General features: G+C 68.4%; 16 protein-coding genes. 4 read left to right on the top strand and 12 right to left on the bottom strand.

Features of this window, described 5'->3' with window-relative positions; genetic code table 11:
* Positions 1–44: 44 nt before the first annotated feature.
* Positions 45–560 carry an acyloxyacyl hydrolase gene (locus ACYJSS_RS17120; protein ID WP_173172553.1) on the top strand — a complete coding sequence of 172 codons (516 nt, stop codon included), beginning with the start codon at positions 45–47 and terminating at the stop codon, positions 558–560.
* Between the two features lie 496 nt (positions 561–1,056).
* Here the strand turns inward: ACYJSS_RS17120 and ACYJSS_RS17115 are convergent, their stop codons facing one another.
* From ACYJSS_RS17115 to ACYJSS_RS17065, 11 genes are all read right to left on the bottom strand, one after another.
* On the bottom strand, positions 1,057–1,380 hold the full coding sequence (locus ACYJSS_RS17115; protein WP_111260982.1) for a YkgJ family cysteine cluster protein: 324 nt from the start codon (positions 1,378–1,380) through the stop codon (positions 1,057–1,059).
* Between the two features lie 47 nt (positions 1,381–1,427).
* Positions 1,428–1,937, bottom strand: coding sequence for a DUF2878 domain-containing protein (locus ACYJSS_RS17110; protein WP_111260981.1), 510 nt, complete (start codon positions 1,935–1,937; stop codon positions 1,428–1,430).
* Positions 1,930–3,201, bottom strand: a complete 1,272-nt coding sequence (locus tag ACYJSS_RS17105) for an SAM-dependent methyltransferase (RefSeq protein ID WP_236205804.1) — start codon at positions 3,199–3,201, stop codon at positions 1,930–1,932. Before ACYJSS_RS17105 ends, ACYJSS_RS17110 begins: the two co-directional genes overlap by 8 nt.
* Positions 3,188–3,988, bottom strand: coding sequence for a DUF1365 domain-containing protein (locus tag ACYJSS_RS17100; protein WP_236205803.1), 801 nt, complete (start codon positions 3,986–3,988; stop codon positions 3,188–3,190). Before ACYJSS_RS17100 ends, ACYJSS_RS17105 begins: the two co-directional genes overlap by 14 nt.
* On the bottom strand, positions 3,985–5,232 hold the full coding sequence (locus ACYJSS_RS17095) for an NAD(P)/FAD-dependent oxidoreductase (RefSeq protein WP_111260978.1): 1,248 nt from the start codon (positions 5,230–5,232) through the stop codon (positions 3,985–3,987). Before ACYJSS_RS17095 ends, ACYJSS_RS17100 begins: the two co-directional genes overlap by 4 nt.
* The gene (locus ACYJSS_RS17090) at positions 5,229–5,993 is read right to left on the bottom strand and encodes an SDR family NAD(P)-dependent oxidoreductase (protein ID WP_236205802.1); all 765 of its coding nucleotides are present in this window, start codon (positions 5,991–5,993) and stop codon (positions 5,229–5,231) included. The genes ACYJSS_RS17095 and ACYJSS_RS17090 overlap by 4 nt, the downstream gene beginning before the upstream one ends.
* A complete protein-coding gene (locus ACYJSS_RS17085) occupies positions 5,990–6,412 on the bottom strand; it encodes a nuclear transport factor 2 family protein (protein ID WP_236205801.1) in 423 nt (140 codons plus the stop codon). Before ACYJSS_RS17085 ends, ACYJSS_RS17090 begins: the two co-directional genes overlap by 4 nt.
* Positions 6,409–7,839, bottom strand: a complete 1,431-nt coding sequence (gene phrB, locus ACYJSS_RS17080; RefSeq protein WP_236205800.1) for a deoxyribodipyrimidine photo-lyase — start codon at positions 7,837–7,839, stop codon at positions 6,409–6,411. The genes ACYJSS_RS17085 and phrB overlap by 4 nt, the downstream gene beginning before the upstream one ends.
* The gene (locus ACYJSS_RS17075) at positions 7,827–8,786 is read right to left on the bottom strand and encodes a MerR family transcriptional regulator (protein ID WP_459480200.1); all 960 of its coding nucleotides are present in this window, start codon (positions 8,784–8,786) and stop codon (positions 7,827–7,829) included. The genes phrB and ACYJSS_RS17075 overlap by 13 nt, the downstream gene beginning before the upstream one ends.
* Before the next feature lie 2 nt (positions 8,787–8,788).
* A complete protein-coding gene (locus tag ACYJSS_RS17070; protein WP_111261005.1) occupies positions 8,789–9,754 on the bottom strand; it encodes a YbgA family protein in 966 nt (321 codons plus the stop codon).
* Positions 9,755–9,948: 194 nt separating this feature from the next.
* Positions 9,949–10,938, bottom strand: coding sequence for an NAD(P)/FAD-dependent oxidoreductase (locus ACYJSS_RS17065; RefSeq protein ID WP_111260973.1), 990 nt, complete (start codon positions 10,936–10,938; stop codon positions 9,949–9,951).
* A 200-nt stretch (positions 10,939–11,138) separates the two neighbouring features.
* Here ACYJSS_RS17065 and ACYJSS_RS17060 point away from each other — a divergent pair, with 200 nt between their 5' ends.
* The 3 genes from ACYJSS_RS17060 to ACYJSS_RS17050 all read left to right on the top strand — a co-directional run bounded on the left by ACYJSS_RS17060 (position 11,139) and on the right by ACYJSS_RS17050 (position 14,556).
* On the top strand, positions 11,139–12,050 hold the full coding sequence (locus ACYJSS_RS17060) for a TIGR01777 family oxidoreductase (RefSeq protein WP_111260972.1): 912 nt from the start codon (positions 11,139–11,141) through the stop codon (positions 12,048–12,050).
* Positions 12,047–13,072 (top strand): ferrochelatase, encoded by a 1,026-nt coding sequence (gene hemH / locus ACYJSS_RS17055; protein WP_236205798.1) that lies wholly within the window; start codon positions 12,047–12,049, stop codon positions 13,070–13,072. The genes ACYJSS_RS17060 and hemH overlap by 4 nt, the downstream gene beginning before the upstream one ends.
* Positions 13,073–13,197: 125 nt before the next feature.
* Entirely contained in the window at positions 13,198–14,556 is a 1,359-nt protein-coding gene (locus ACYJSS_RS17050; RefSeq protein WP_111260970.1) for a spinster family MFS transporter, read from the top strand.
* Between the two features lie 56 nt (positions 14,557–14,612).
* Here ACYJSS_RS17050 and ACYJSS_RS17045 read toward each other — a convergent pair whose 3' ends face one another.
* Positions 14,613–15,890, bottom strand: coding sequence for a uracil-xanthine permease family protein (locus tag ACYJSS_RS17045; RefSeq protein ID WP_111260969.1), 1,278 nt, complete (start codon positions 15,888–15,890; stop codon positions 14,613–14,615).
* Between the last annotated feature and the right edge of the window lie 3 nt (positions 15,891–15,893).

The following is a 15,893-nucleotide window of genomic DNA, read 5'->3' as shown; positions in this document are numbered from 1 at the left end:
GTACGTTTTGAACCTGTCGATTAAGTCTGAATAAGGAAGTTTCCATGAAGAAACTGTTCTCTATGGTCGCGATTGCGGCCGTTTGCGTAGGGCAGAGTGTCGCGGCGCAGGCTGCGGATGTTTCTCTCGATGTTGGTCAGACTGGCGAATCGACCATGGTCTACCGCCTCGCTACCCAGTTCGATTTCTCCAGCAGCTGGTTCCAGACCGACGTGGGGCGCCTGACCGGCTACTGGGATGCGGGCTACACCTATTGGGATGGCGACGAGACCTCCAGCAACCACAGCATTTCCTTCGCCCCGGTATTCGTCTACGAATTCGCCGGCGAAACCGTGAAGCCCTATGTCGAAGCCGGTATCGGCGTCGCCCTGTTCGCCAACACCGAACTGGAGAACAACGAGCTGGGCTCCTCCTTCCAGTTCGAAGACCGCATCGGCGCCGGCCTGCGCTTCAGCAACCAGGAAGTCGGCATCCGTGCCATCCACTACTCCAACGCCGGCATCAAGCAGCCGAACGATGGGGTAGAGGCCTACAGCCTGCACTACCGCGTCTCCTTCTAAGCGCGAGCGACACGAAGAACCGGGCCTGGCGCCCGGTTTTTATGGCCTGTGGATAACCCCAGCACCTTGCCGGGCGAGCCCCTTTTGACAGTCGTCGCAATGCCCAACCGCTCGAAAGGAACCCAAAGCGCTCGCCCCTGCACACGGGTCTGGCTTCGCCAGACTTCCCTCGCTCCATCGTCGTCGCAGGTGCCCGGCGTGCCATCCCTGGCCTGCAGCGCTCAACCCCTGCAACGACGATTGCACTCGGCCTCCTGAAAGGGGCGTTTGTCGTCGCCGGAGTCTTCATCGATGTGCGCTATACCCTCGGGCACAGTGGCTTGCGTAGGGTGGCGTAGAGCGAAGCGAAACCCACGCGGTGGGCGTCACAGGAGGTCATAAGTACCCGGAAGGACCGAGGCTTCGCCTCACGTTCACAACAGCTAACCCAGGCAGAGCCAACACATTCGCGATTGTCCTGCTGCAGCCCGGGACCCTTCCGGGTGCCAGGTACCGGTCAGACCGCGCGCCCATAGGCGCTGTCGATGCCCCGGCGTTCTTCCAGGCAATCGGCCTCGCCCATCTCGAACTCGCGGCAGATCAGCGGGCGGTTCTCGTAGATGCTGCAGAGCATGGTGTCGCGGTCCAGCGCGGCGCACCAGCCGTCGTCCAGGCGCGCCATGACGTCGCCGCCCCACTCGTCCGTCTCGATGAAGCGCTCGGGCACGCCGGTGTCGGTGATCAGCATCACTTCCAGCTGGCAGCAGCACGCGGCGCAGGTGGAGCAGGTGACGGCGGGGGTGGCAGGCAACTGCCTGAGGGGAATGTGCGAGGAATTCATGGGCGCGCAGTCTACGGCAAAGGCGCCCGGCACGGTGGCCGGGCCGATCAGTTGCCCGCGTCGGGTCGTCCCAGGCGCCTCGCCAACTGGTGCAGCAACGGCAGCAGCGCCGCCCAGATCAGGGCCAGCACCAGCAGGCTGGGCAGTGTGCCGAATGGCAGGCCGACCCCGGCCAGGCGCGCGCCAGCCAGGTACGACAAGGGCCCGGCGATGGCGCCCAGCAGGGCGGCGAGCCACCAGGGGCGTGCGGTCCAGGCCAGGCAGTGGTTCAGCGTGGTGCCCAGCAGTGCCCAGAGCAGCGCCAGCCAGGGCGGGATCAGGCGCCCGCCATGGCCGAAGTCGAAGACCCCCAGGTTGAGCAGCAGGCAGTCCAGCAGGCTGCCGAGCAACGCCACCGCGATCACCAGACGCCCGTCCGCGGCCCAACTGCCGATGCAGAGGAAGTGCAGCACCAGGATCGCCGGCGCCACCAGCAGCAGGAGCGGCTGCTCGGCGGCGAACAGGCAGGCGAACCAGCCCGCCTGGAACAGCACCGCATTGGCCAGGCGCCTAGGCATCCAGTTGGCCGAGCAGGGGCGAGGGACGAGCGCCGGGCTTGGCGAGCAGCAACTGGGCGGTACCGATGGCGCGCTCCAGGAAGCCGCCCTCGCAGTAGCACAGGTAGAACTCCCAGAGCCGGTAGAAGGTTTCGTCGTAGCCCAGTTGCTCCAGGCGGCCCCGCGCCGCGCGCAGGTTGTCGTGCCAGTGGCGCAGGGTGCGCGCGTAGTGCAGGCCGAAGTCCTCCATGTGCAGCAGGTTCATGTCGCTGTCGCGGGTGATCACCTCCAGCATCTTCTGCACCGAGGGCAGGGCGCCGCCGGGGAAGATGTAGCGCTGGATGAAGTCGACGCTGCGCCGGGCCTGCTCGTAGCGCTGGTCGCGGATGGTGATGGCCTGCAGCAGCATCAGGCCGTCGTCTTCCAGCAGGCGCGCGCACTGGCTGAAGTAGGTGGGCAGGAAGCGATGGCCGACCGCCTCGACCATCTCGATCGAGACCAGTTTGTCGAAGCGCCCGTCGAGGTCGCGGTAGTCCTGCAGCAGGACGGTGACCCGCGACTGCAGGCCCTGTTCTTCGACGCGCCGGCAGGTGTACGCGTACTGCTCGCGGGACAGGGTGGTGGTGGTCACCCGGCAGCCGTGGTGGGTGGCGGCGTAGAGCGCCATGCTGCCCCAGCCGGTGCCGATCTCCAGCAGGTGGTCGTCGGGCTTGAGTTCGAGCTTGCGGCAGATGCGCGCGAGCTTGTTCAGCTGCGCCTGCTCCAGGCTCTGATCGGGGCTGCCGAACTGCGCGGCGGAATACATCATGGTCGGGTCGAGCATCTGCTCGAACAGGTCGTTGCCCAGGTCGTAGTGGGCGGAAATATTGCGCCGCGAGCCGGCCCGGGTATTGCGGTTGAGCCAGTGCAGGCCCTGCACCAGCGGCCGCCCCAGCGATGCCAGGCCGCGCTCCATGCCGTCGAGCACATCCAGGTTGGCGACGAACACGCGGATCACCGCGGTGAGGTCGGGGGTGGTCCAGTAGCCGTGGATGTAGGCCTCGCCCGAGCCGATGGAGCCGTTGGCCGCCACCAGCGGCCAGACCGCCGCGTCCTGCACCTCGATGCGCGCCCGGAGCTCGGCCTGGGCGTCGCCGTAGACCCGCTCCTCGCCGTCCTCCAGGATCGTCAGCTGGCCATGGCGCAGCTGCTCCAGCTGGGCCAGCACCAGTCGGCGCAACAGACCGCCGGCCAGGCCGGTATTGCTGAACAGGCCCGGCTTGATGCCGAGGCTAGGGCTCTTCATGGATACGCTCCTTCGAATACGTGGTGGCGACGCGGTAGGCGCCGTCCGCCGCCTGGTGGGAGAACAGTGGCAGGCGTTTGAGCAGCAGGCGCAGGGCCTGCCAGTAGATGCCCAGGACGGTCTTGGCCGTCATCCAGGGAAAGCTGGCGAGGTAGCGGTGCAGGCTGGCGCGGTCGAGTTCGCAGCGCTCCAGGTCGAGGGTCGCGTCGAACAGCCGCGTCTCGCCCTGCCAGTCCTCCATGTGCACCGCCAGGCGCTGGCCCACCGGGCTGAAGGCCATGCGGTACTCCAGCTCGCGGGGCAGGAAGGGCGAGACGTGGAAGGCCTTGTCGACCCGCACCCGCTGGTGCGCCTCGCCCTGTACCGGCACCACGTAGTGGTAACGCTCGCGCCAGGGTGTATTGGTGACCTCGCAGAGGATCGCCATCAGCCGCCCCTCGGTGTCATGGCAGTAGAAGAACGTCGCCGGGTTGAAGGCCAGCCCCCAGCTGCGTGCCTGGGCCAGCAGGCGGATGGCGCCTTCGGGGCGCCGCCCCAGGGCCTCGCCCACGCGCTGCCGCACCGCCTCGGCGAGGCGCATGCCGGTGCGGGTGAACTGCGGCAGGAAGTCGCGCTCGCGAAAGGCGAAGGGGGCGAAGCGCCCCGAGCCGGCCAGAGGCGAGAGGCCGAGCACCTGTTCCTGCTCGTCCAGGTCCAGGTACAGCAGGCCGATGCGGTAGCGGAAGGCGTGGGCCCGGGGCTGGTGCCGCCGGTGCCTGACCCAGCCGCTGTAGAGGGCACTGTTCACAGGGATTCCCCGAACTCGCGGGCCACGCGCAGGGCGCTGACCACGCCGTCCTCGTGGAAGCCATTGCCCCAGTAGGCACCGCAGAAGTAGCTGTGCTGCTTGGCGTTGATCTCCTCCCAGCGCGCCTGGGCGCGGACGCCCTCGAGGCTGAACTGCGGATGGGCGTAGCTGAAGCGGGCGAGGATGCGCGCGGGGTCGATGGCTTCGCCCTGGTTGAGGCTGACGCAGAAGGTTTCCGGCGCCTGGATGCCCTGGAGGATGTTCATGTTGTAGGTCACGGCCGCCGGGCGCTGGCGGGGGCCGCCCAGGCGGTAGTTCCAGCTGGCCCAGGCCAGTGGCCGGCGCGGCAGCAGGCGGGTGTCGGTGTGCAGCACCACCTCGTTGTCGGCATAGGGCAGGGCGCCCAGCACCTCGGCCTCGGTTGCGCTCGGCTGGGCCAGCAGGGCCAGTGCCTGGTCGCTGTGGCAGGCGAATACCACCTTGTCGAAGCGCTCGCTGCCGGCGGCGCTGTGCAGGGTCACGCCCTCGGCGTCGCGCTCGACCCGGGTCACCGGGCAGGACAGGCGGATGCGGTCGGCGAAGCTGGCCGTCAGTGGCGCCACGTAGCTGCGCGAGCCCCCGCTGATCACCCGCCACTGCGGGCGGTCGTTGACCGAGAGCAGGCCGTGGTTCTTGAAGAAGCGCACGAAGAACTGCAGCGGGAAGGCCAGCATGTCGTCCAGCGGCATCGACCAGATCGCCGCCCCCATCGGCACCAGGTAGTGATCGCGGAAGCGCTCGCCATAGCCGCCCAGGCGCAGGTAGTCGCCGAGGGTGATGGCCGGGTTGATGCGGCCCGCGTCGAGGTCCGCCTGGGCGTCGTGGTTGAAGCGCAGGATCTCCCGCAGCATGCCCCAGAAGCCTGGGGAGAGCAGGTTGCGCCGCTGGGCGAAGAGGCTGTTGAGGTTGTTGCCGTTGTACTCCAGGCCGCTGGCGGGATCGTGCACCGAGAAGCTCATCTCGGTGGGCTGGCTGGCCACGCCCAGGCGCTCCATCAGGCGGATGAAGTTGGGGTAGGTCCAGTCGTTGAAGACGATGAAGCCGGTGTCCACGGCGTAGTCACGCCCGTGAAGGTGCACGTCCACCGTGTGGGTGTGGCCGCCGATCCAGTCGCTGGCCTCGAACAGCTGGATGTCGTGCCGGCGTGCCAGCAGCCAGGCGCAGGTGAGGCCGGAAATGCCGCTGCCGATGATGGCGACTTTCATTGGGGAGCTCCGTTACGGGCCAGGCGTCGGCCCAGGGCCAGGCGCAGCCGCGCCGGCAGTCGGGCGAGCAGGCGCAGGGCGAGGATGAAGGGGCCCGGGAAGGCGATTTCCAGCGGCCGCCGTGGCAGCCGCTGGACGATGTGGCGCGCGGCGCGTTGCGTCGACCAGCGCATGGGCATGGGGAAGTCGTTGCGCTGGGTCAGCGGTGTGTCGACGAAGCCGGGGCTGACCAGGGTGACGTCGAGGCCTTCGTGGGCCAGGTCAACGCGCAGCGATTCCAGCAGGTAGCGCAGGCCGGCCTTGGAAGCGCCATAGGCTTCTGCGCGAGGCAGGGCGAAGTGGGTGACGGCGCTGACCACGCCGACCAGGTGCGGCCGTTCGCCCTTGCGCAGCAACGGCAGGGCAACCTCGATGCAGCGCGCCGGGGCGAGCAGGTTGGCCGCTACCACGCGCTCGACCAGGTCGGCGTCGAACTGCCCGGCCTCCAGGTATTCGCAGGTGCCGGCGTTGAGGATCGCGCAATCCAGCGCGCCCCAGTGCCGGGCGATGCGCTCGGCCATGGCCGTGACCTGGGCGGCGTCGGTCAGGTCGCCCGGTACCAGCAGCACCTGCTCGGGGAAGCGTTGCTGCAGCGCTTCGAGCGGTCCGCTGCGGCGGGCGCTGAGGGCGAGCCGGTGCCCGTCGCGGAGCAGCAGTTCGGCCAGTTCGGCGCCTATCCCGCTGCTGGCGCCGGTCAGCCAGATGCGTCGGGTCGTGTTCATCCCAGTCGCCTCTTGAGCAGTGCGATGGCCCCGCGCAGCAGCGGCACATGCTCGTAGAGCAGCGCGCCGGCATCGAAGTAATCGCGGTGGTAGTGCACCCGTTCGCCCCAGCGCAGGTGCGAGCAGCCCTCGACCGCGATGGGGCGGCCACCGTCCAGTCGCGGGTGGCGGTAGGTCATGGTCCAGCGCAGGTAGCCCTCGCCCTCGCCGACCGGATCGTGGCCATGGAAGCGGAAGCTCAAGTCGCTGACATTCTCGTAGAGCCCGGCGAAGTACCGGCGGATGGCGGGCAGGCCTTCGACGTGGTGCAGCGGGTCAGTGAACTGCGCGTCCTCGCTGTACAACGTGTCGAGCAGCGCGAGGTTGTCGCGACCCAGGCGGGCGAAGTCCTCGGCGAATCGGTGGAGGAAGGTGCTCATGCGGCCACCTTGGGCAGGTTGCGGAAGGCGGCGATGGCACGGTCGCGGCTGGAGGAAAGGTCGACCACGGGCTGTGGATAACCTGCCGGCAGGAACAACCCGCCACGGGCCGCCGGGTCATGGATGTCCTTGGCGTCCAGGCCGGCCAGCTCCGGCACCCATTGGCGGATGAACACGCCTTGCGGGTCGAAGCGCTGGGACTGGCTGACCGGGTTGAAGATGCGGAAGTAGGGCGCTGCGTCGGTGCCGGTGGAGGCGCTCCACTGCCAGCCGCCGTTGTTGGCGGCCAGGTCGCCGTCGATCAGGTGACGCATGAACCAGCGCTCGCCCTCGCGCCAGTCGATCAGCAGGTTCTTGGTGAGGAACATGGCCACCACCATGCGCAGGCGGTTGTGCATCCAGCCGGTGGCCAGCAACTGGCGCATCGCCGCATCGACGATGGGGATGCCGGTGCGCCCCTGTTGCCAGGCGTGCAGGTCTTCTGGCGCGTCGCGCCAGCGCAGCGCCTCGGTTTCGGGGCGGAAGGCACGATGGCGGCTGACGCGCGGGTAGCCCACCAGGATGTGCTTGTAGAACTCGCGCCAGAGCAGCTCGTTGATCCAGGTGACGGCGCCGGCGTTGCCCGATTCGAACTCGCCCCGGTTGCTGCGCAGCGCGGCATGCAGGCATTGGCGCGGCGACAGCACGCCCGCGGCGAGGTAGGGCGACAGCTGGCTGGTGCCGGGGCGGGCGGGGAAGTCACGTTCGTCCTGGTAGTGCTCGATCTGCTGGTCGGCGAAGGCTTCCAGGCGCTGGAGGGCGTGCGCCTCGCCGGCCGGCCAGAGTGCCTGCAGCGCGGTGGCCGGGGTGGCGAAGCCCTGGACCGAGGCGGGCATGGCGTCGCTTTCGATCCCCAGCGGGGCCTGCACGGCGGGCGTCGGCGCGGAGCCGGGCAGGGCGGCGTGCAGCCGTGCGTAGCAGACCTTGCGGAACTGGCTGAAGACCTGGAAGTAGCCGTCGCTCTTGGTCAGCACGCTGCCGGGCTTGAACAGCAGCTGGTCGAGGTGGCTGCGCAGGCGCACCTCGTCCGCCTGCAGCCGGGCCTTCACCGCCGCGTCGCGGGCGCTCTCGTGGATGCCGTACTCCTCGTTGACGTGGACGGCGCCGACCTGGTGTTCATGACAGAGGCGGGCGACGGCTTCCGCGGCCTGGTCCCAGCGCTCGGCGTGGCGCACCAGCAACGGCACGTTGAGGTGTGCCAGCTCGGCCTGGAGCGCGACGAGGTTGCGCAACCAGAAGTCCACCTTGGCGGGGGCATCGTCGTGTTCCAGCCACTGCCCGGGCGTGATCAGGTAGAGAGCGAGGGTCGGCCCGGCCGCCATCGCGGCGGACAAGGCGGTGTTGTCCTGGACGCGAAGGTCGCAGCGGAACCACATCAATTGGCGCATGGAAGATCCTCATGCCTGGCCAGCAGTCCGAGGCTGGTCAGGGTTTGCAGGGCCGCGACCGGGTCGTCGGCGAGATGGGGGCGGATGCCCTGGCTGGCCAGTTCCTCCAGCTCGCGCTGATGGATGTGCACGGCGGGCCCGGCCAGTACCAGCGGGCAACCGGGATCGGCCAGCAGGCGGGCCAGGCTCGTGCCGTTCAGGGCCTGCTCGGCATAGAGCAGCAGGGCGCGGGGTTCGATGCGGGCGATGGCCAGGGGCAGCTCGGCCGGTGGTATCGGCCATTCCAGTACCTCCACGGCGCAACCGGCGTTGCTCGCCAGCCAGGCGCTCAGCCACAGGCCGGGCGCCATGGGCTGTTCGCAGGGGTTCAGCAGCAGCAGCGGGGCACCGCCATGCTGGCGATTGTTGTGGTAGATGCGGGCCCCCAGCTTGCTGCGCAGCCAGGCGTTGAAGAACACCCGCTCCAGGCGTGCGCCGTAGGCATCGCGCCAGCGCTCTTCCAGCGCTTCGAGCAGGGGCAGCAGCAACTGCAGGCAAAGGGTGAGCGGCGGGTAGATGGACAGTGCCGCGTTGAAGCGCTCGTCGAGGCGCCGTTCGGCCAGGGCAGCGATGGATTCCAGCAGCTGGTGGCGCTGCTCGTCCCACAGCGACGAGGGGGCCAGGGCGGCATGCTGGCCACCACGCAGCAGGCCCTTCACCTGGCCCACGGGGACGCCGCGGTCGAGCCAGGTGAGCACCGCACGGATGCGCGCCACGTGCTCGGGCGCATAGAGGCGGTGGCCCTTGGCGGTGCGCTGGGGCAGCACCAGGCCGTAGCGGCGCTCCCAGGCGCGCAGGGTCACCGGGTTGACGCCGGTGAGGCGCGATACGTCGCGGATGGGCAGCAGGCCTCGGGCCAGGGCTTCCTGGAAGTCGCCGTCGAGTGGGGAGTCGTCGTGTTCGTCCATGGCTAGATGGCGTTGCGCAGGCTGAGGTCTTCGGGGTGCGGTTGCAGGTAGGCCTGCTGCGCGATGTAGGGGTCCGGATGGCGGGCGAAGTGATGCTTGAGCAGGGTCAGCGGCACCACCAGCGGCACGATGCCGTTGCGGTACTGCTCGATCAGGCGCTGCATCTCGGCCTTCTCGTCCCGGCCCAGGCTGCCCTTGAGGTAGCCGCTGATGTGCTGCAGCACGTTGCTGTGGGTGCCCCGGGTGGCGCAGCGCGCCAGTGCGGCCATGAGCTGGCGGAAGTAGGGCGGGCCGAACGCCTCCGGCGCGTGCTTGCCGATATCGCCCAGCAGGCGGCCGAGGGCGCGGTACTGCTGCGGGTCGTGGGCCATCAGCTGATACTTGTAGCGGGCATGGAATTCGAGAATGCCGCGACGGGTCAGGCCGCTGGCGCAGAGCGCCCGCCAGCGCGCGCAGGCGAATACGCGGGTGAGGAAGTTCTCTCGCAGCACCGGGTCGCAAAGACGGCCTTCCTCTTCCACCGGCAGCTCCGGGTGGCGCTTGCAGAACGCGTCGGTGAACAGGCCGCGCCCGCCTTCCTCGGCGGGGATGCCATTGGCCTGGTACACCTTCACGCGGTGCAGCCCGCAGGAGGGGGACTTCTGCATGAAGATGTAGCCGCACAGGTCGTCCAGCTCCCCGGCCATGCGTTCGCCGTAGGCGGTCAGCGGCTCGCTCAGGTCACGCGAGCCGTCGCGGTTGACGGCGCGCGGCAGCGCCGGATCACCTACCAGGCGAATGGCCTCGCGCGGCGTGCCCAGGCCGATGGCGACTTCCGGGCAGACCGGCACGAAGTCGAAGTAGCGGGCCAGGGTGCGGGTGCACAGGCGGGACTCCTTGTGACCGCCGTTGAAGCGCACCGGCTCACCGAGCAGGCAGGCGCTGATGCCGAGCCGGGGCTTGGGGGTTGCTGGGGCGTCCTGTGACATGAAAATGGCCTCGGATGTTTTCTTGTACAAAGTGATATTTATGTACAGGTAATTCCATCTTAGGCATGTAGTTGTACAAGTCAAATATCTTGTACAGGTTTTTGCGAGGGATCGAAGTCGGCTGTGGCCAGGGGAGGGGGCGGGAAAGGGAAGATATGCGCCAGGCCCCGCAGGCATCCGGCCTGGCGCGGGGGCTATCTACCGAGGTGTTCGATCAGGCGCCGGGCCGCTTCCTGGCCGCTCAGCCAGGCCCCTTCGACACGACCGGAACTGCACCAGTCGCCGCAGGCGTAGAGCCCCAGGTCGGCATCGGCCAGGGCGCCCCATTCGTGGCCCTGGGCCGGCCGTGCGTAGAGCCAGCGGTGCGCCAGGCTGAACACGGGAGCCGGTACCGCGCAGCCGATGAGTTCGGCGAAGGCGCCATGCAGCTCCTCGATCACCGCCTCCTTGGGCAGGTCCAGGTGCTGCTTGCTCCACGCGCTGCTGGCGTGCAGCACCCAGGTGTCGAGAGTGGTCTCGCGACCGGGCTTGGTGCGGTTGCGGGCCAGCCAATCCAGGGGGCTGTCCTGGACGAAGCAGCCTTCCACCGGGGTGTCCAGCGGTCGCTCGAAGGCCAGTGCGACGGCCCAGGTGGGCTCCATGGCGACGCTGGCTGCGGCGCCGGCGAGCTTGGGGGCCGCTGCCAGCAGGGCCGTGGCCTGGGGCGCGGGGGTGGCGATGATGACGTGGCTGAAGGGCCCGTGGCTCAGCCCCTCGGCATCCTGCAGGCCCCAGTGCTGCTCGCCACGGAAGACCTCGGTGATGCGGCAGGCGAAGTTGACCGGCAAGGCGCCGAGCAGGGCACGGGTGATGGCACTCATGCGCGGCGTGCCGACCCAGCGCACCTGCTCGTCCGGCGAGGGCGTCAGGCCGCCGTTGCGGAAGTTGTACAGGGTGGGCGTCCACTCGGCGACCCAGCCGCGGTCGCGCCATTGCTGGACGACTTCGGTGAAGCGGCGGTCGCGGGCGGTGAAATACTGCGCGCCGAGATCGAGCGAACCGGCGTCGCTGCGCTTGCTGGCCATACGACCGCCACTGCCGCGGCTCTTGTCGAAGAGCTGCACGGCATGCCCGGCGGCATGCAGCGCCTGGGCGGCGGAAAGGCCCGCGAGGCCGGTTCCGATGATGGCGATGGGAGTGCTCATGGTTACCTCTTTACCTTGTGCTGTGGCGACTGCTGATCAGGTGTTCGATAAACCTATACACTTTTGTTGCGTTGTACAGGGCTATCGGTTCCAATTCGAGTGCCGCTCATAAAGGTGTGACCATGGCGGACTCAACCCGTGCCCTGTCTTGATTCAGACTAGGGCGATATCTCCACTTAGCACCATGCGAGGAGGATGCCATGCACATATTGCTGACCGGCGGTACTGGCCTGATCGGTCGCGAACTCTGCCGGCTGTGGAGTGGGCAGGGCCACCAGGTCACCGTGCTCAGCCGCACACCGCAGCGTGTGGCCGGGCTGTGCGGGCCCGCAGTGCGGGCCATCGGCAGTGTCCATGAATATGGCGACGGCCCGCTGGACGCCCTGGTCAACATGGCCGGCGAACCGGTGGCCGGTGGGCTCTGGACCCGCGCCCGCAAGGCGAAGATCCTCGACAGCCGGGTAGCCTTCACCGAGCGCCTGCTGGCCTGGCTCGAGACCCGCGAGCAACGCCCGGCGCTGTTGCTGTCCGGCTCGGCGGTGGGCTGGTACGGCGATGCCGGCGAGCGCGAGGTGCGCGAGGATTCGGCTCCCGGCAACGGCGATTTCGCCAGCGCGCTGTGCATCGCCTGGGAGGAGACCGCGCAACGTGCCGAGGCATTGGGCATCCGCGTGGTGCTGCTGCGCACCGGCCTGGTGCTCGCCGAGCACGATGGCTTCCTGAGGGACATGCTCCGGCCCTTCCGCCTAGGCCTGGGTGGGCGCCTGGGCAGCGGCCGCCAGTGGATGCCGTGGATTCACCTGCAGGATCAAATCGCCGCGATGGATTTTCTTTTGCATCAGGAGGGGGCCAGCGGTCCCTATAATGCGTGCGCTCCGCACCCCGCGCGCAATCGTGACTTCACCCGCAGCCTGGGCCGCGCGCTCGGCCGTCCGGCCATCCTGCCGGCACCGGCATTCGCCCTGCGCCTGTTGCTGGGGGAGATGTCGATCCTCCTGCTGGGTGGCCAGCGCGCCTTGCCGACGCGTTTGCTGGAGGCGGGATTCACCTTTCGTTTCACCGATCTGGATACGGCGCTCGCCGATGTGCTGAGGCCTAAGGACGTTGCATGACTGATCACGCGCTGCTGCTCGCCAACCTGGGTTCTCCGTCGTCCACTTCGGTTGAGGACGTGCGTCGCTACCTGAACCAGTTCCTCATGGACCCCTACGTCATCGACCTGCCCTGGCCGCTGCGTCGCCTGCTGGTCTCGCTGATCCTGATCAAGCGTCCGGCGCAGTCGGCCCATGCCTACGCCTCCATCTGGTGGCCCGAAGGCTCGCCGCTGGTCGCTCTCAGCCGCCGCCTGCAGACCGCCACCCAGCCATTCTGGCCCCACGGGCCGGTGGCCCTGGCGATGCGTTACGGCGAGCCCTCCATCGAGAACACCCTGCAGGAGCTGGTGCGCCAGGGCGTCAAGCGCGTGACGCTGGCACCGCTCTACCCGCAGTTCGCCGACAGCACCACCACCACCGTCGAGCAGGAGACGCGCCGGGTCATCGCCGCCCACGGCCTCAAGCTCCAGGTGCAGGTGCTCGACCCCTTCTACGACCAGCCCGAGTACCTCGACGCCCTGGTGGCCAGCGCCCGCCCGCACCTGGAGCAGGGCTTCGACCACCTCTTGATGAGCTACCACGGGCTGCCCGAGCGTCACCTGCACAAGGCCGACACCAGTGGCAGCCACTGCCTCAAGGGCGCGGACTGCTGCCAGCGTGCCGAGGGCCAGGTGCTCGCCCGCTGCTACCGTGCCCAGTGCTACCGCACCAGCGAAGGCTTCGCCGCGCGCATGGGGCTGCAGCCGGGGCAGTGGTCGGTGTCCTTCCAGTCGCGCCTGGGGCGCGCCAAGTGGATCGAGCCCTACACCGAGAGCCGCCTCGACGAGCTGGCGGCCCAGGGGGTGAAGAAACTGCTGGTGATGTGCCCGGCCTTCGTCGCCGACTGCATCGAGACCCTGGAGGAGATCGGCGACCGCGGGCGCGAGCAGTTCATCGCCGCTGGCGGCGAGGACCTGGTACTGGTGCCCTGCATGAACGACCACCCGCAATGGGCCCAGGCCCTGGCCAGCCTTTCCGGCAAGGCCCAGCGCCTGCTCTGAGCATCAGCCCGGGGACAGCCCGGGCATTCGCCTGGCCTATAAAGCCGCTGCTTCACCCCGCCTGCACCTAAGCTGGGCGCTTCTTCCACCGTCGTGCGCCGCACCGGCGGCGCCGAGGAGAGCCCATGCAGAACAACAACAATGGCTATCCCTCGGGCCTGCGAGCCTGGACCACCGTCGCCATCCTGATGGTGGCCTACGTGCTTTCATTCATCGATCGGCAGATTCTCAACCTGCTGGTGGAGCCCATCCGCCGCGACCTGGTCATCAGCGACACGCAGATGAGCCTGCTGATGGGCCTGTCCTTCGCACTGTTCTACACCGTCTGCGGCATCCCCCTCGGGCGCCTGGCCGATACCCGCAGCCGCCGCGGGCTGATCGCCATCGGCGTGCTGTTCTGGAGCGCCGCCACCGCCGCCTGCGGCATGGCCAAGCTGTACTGGCAGTTCCTCGTCTGCCGCATCGGCGTGGGTGTGGGCGAGGCGGCATTGTCGCCGGCGGCCTATTCGCTGATCGCCGACAGCTTCCCCCAGGAGCGCCGCGCCACTGCCATCAGCGTCTATTCCATGGGGGTCTACCTGGGTTCCGGCCTGGCCTTCCTGCTCGGCGGGCTGGTGATCAAGTTCGCCTCCGCCCAGGGCGACGTGCACCTGCCGCTGCTGGGTGACGTGCGCCCCTGGCAATTGATCTTCCTCATCCTCGGCGGTGCCGGCGTGCTCTTCACCCTGCTGATGCTGGCGGTGCGCGAGCCGGCCCGGCGCGGCGTGGGCGCCGGTGTCGCGGTGCCTTTCTCTGAAGTGGGGCGCTACATCCGCGCCAACCGCCGCACCGTGCTCTGCCACAACTTCGGCTTCGCCGGCCTGGCTTTCGCCGGCTATGGCAGTGCGGCGTGGATACCCACCTTCTTCATCCGCACCTATGGCTGGGATGCCGGCCACGTGGGCGTGGTCTACGGCAGCATCGTCGCGGTGTTCGGCTGCCTCGGCATCGTCTTCGGCGGCCGCCTGGCGGACCGCATGGCCAGGCGCGGGCGCTGCGACGCCAACATGCGGGTCGGGCTCATCGCCGCGCTCGGCGCGCTGCCGCTGGTGCTGGTGTTCCCGCTGCTGGACAACGCCAACTGGGTGACCGTGCTGATGGCACCGACGGTGTTCTTCCTCAGCATGCCTTTCGGCGTGGCGCCGGCGGCGATCCAGGAAATCATGCCCAACTCCATGCGCGGCCAGGCCTCGGCCATCTACCTGTTCGTCATCACCCTGATCGGCCTGGGCCTCGGCCCCACCGCCGTGGCGCTGGTGACCGACTACGTGTTCGCCGACGACAAGGCGCTGCGCTATTCGCTGCTGATCGTCACGTCGCTGGCGGTGGCAAGCTCGGTGGTGCTGCTGTGGATGGGCCTCAAGCCGTATCGCGAGAGCGTCGAGCGCCTGAAGCAGTGGGTGGCGCCGAGCCCGCTGACGGGCGCCAAGCTGGTGGATGCCTAATCGGCGGCACCAATGAAAAAGCCCCGCGATCGCGGGGCTTTTTCGTGGAGCGGGACTCAGATGTCCGGCGCGTCGTCCGCCGCCTTGTGCTTCCAGGCGTCGTGGCCGGGAAGGATCAGGTTGAGGGCGATGGCGACGATGGCGCAGAGGGCGATGCCCTTGAGGCCGAAGTCGTCCGGGCCGGTGCCGGTGCCGATCAGCACGCCGCCGATACCGAATACCAGGGTCACCGAGACGATCACCAGGTTGCGCGCCTCGGCCAGGTCGACCTTGTGGCGGATCATGGTGTTCATGCCCACGGCGGCGATGGAGCCGAACAGCAGGCAGAGGATGCCGCCCATGACCGGTACCGGGATGCTCTGCAGGATGGCGCCGAACTTGCCGATGAAGGCCAGGCCGATGGCGAACACCGCTGCCCAGGTCATGATCTTGGGGTTGTAGTTCTTGGTCAGCATCACCGCGCCGGTGACTTCGGCATAGGTGGTGTTCGGCGGGCCGCCGAACAGGCCGGCGGCCGAGGTGGCCAGGCCGTCGCCCAGCAGGGTGCGATGCAGGCCAGGGGTCTTCAGGTAGTTCTTGCCGGTGACGCTGCCCACCGCGATCACGCCGCCGATGTGCTCGATGGCCGGAGCCAGGGCCACGGGGACGATGAACAGGATGGCCTGCCAGTTGAACTCGGGGGCGGTGAAGGCCGGCAGTTCCAGCCAGGGCGCGGCGAGGATCCTGGCGGTGTCGACCACGCCGAACCAGAACGACAGGGCGAAGCCCACCAGCACGCCGGAGATGATCGGCACCAGGCGGAAGATGCCCTTGCCGAACACCGCCACCACCAGGGTGGTCAGCAGCGCGGGCATGGAGATCCACATGGCGGTGGCGTAGGGGATCAGCTCAGTGCCGTCGCCGGCCTTGCCCATGGCCATGTTGGCGGCGATGGGGGCCATGGCCAGGCCGATGGAGATGATCACCGGGCCGATCACCACCGGGGGCAGCAGGCGGTCGATGAAGCCGGTGCCCTTGATCTTCACCGCCAGGCCCAGGAAGGTGTAGACGAAGCCCGCCGCCACCACGCCGCCCATGGTCGCCGCCAGGCCGAACTGGCCCTTGGCGAGGATGATGGGGGTGATGAAGGCAAAGCTCGATGCCAGGAACACCGGCACCTGGCGCCCGGTCACCAGCTGGAACAGCAGGGTGCCGACACCGGCGGTGAACAGCGCCACGTTCGGGTCCAGGCCGGTGATCAGCGGCATCAGCACCAGGGCGCCGAAGGCCACGAAGAGCATCTGCGCGCCGGACAGCACCTGGCGCCAGAGCGGATCGTTGTAGTCATCGCTCATCGA

It is taken from the genome of Pseudomonas sp. No.21 (assembly GCF_054558415.1).
This window is presented reverse-complemented; position numbering and strand designations above follow the sequence as displayed.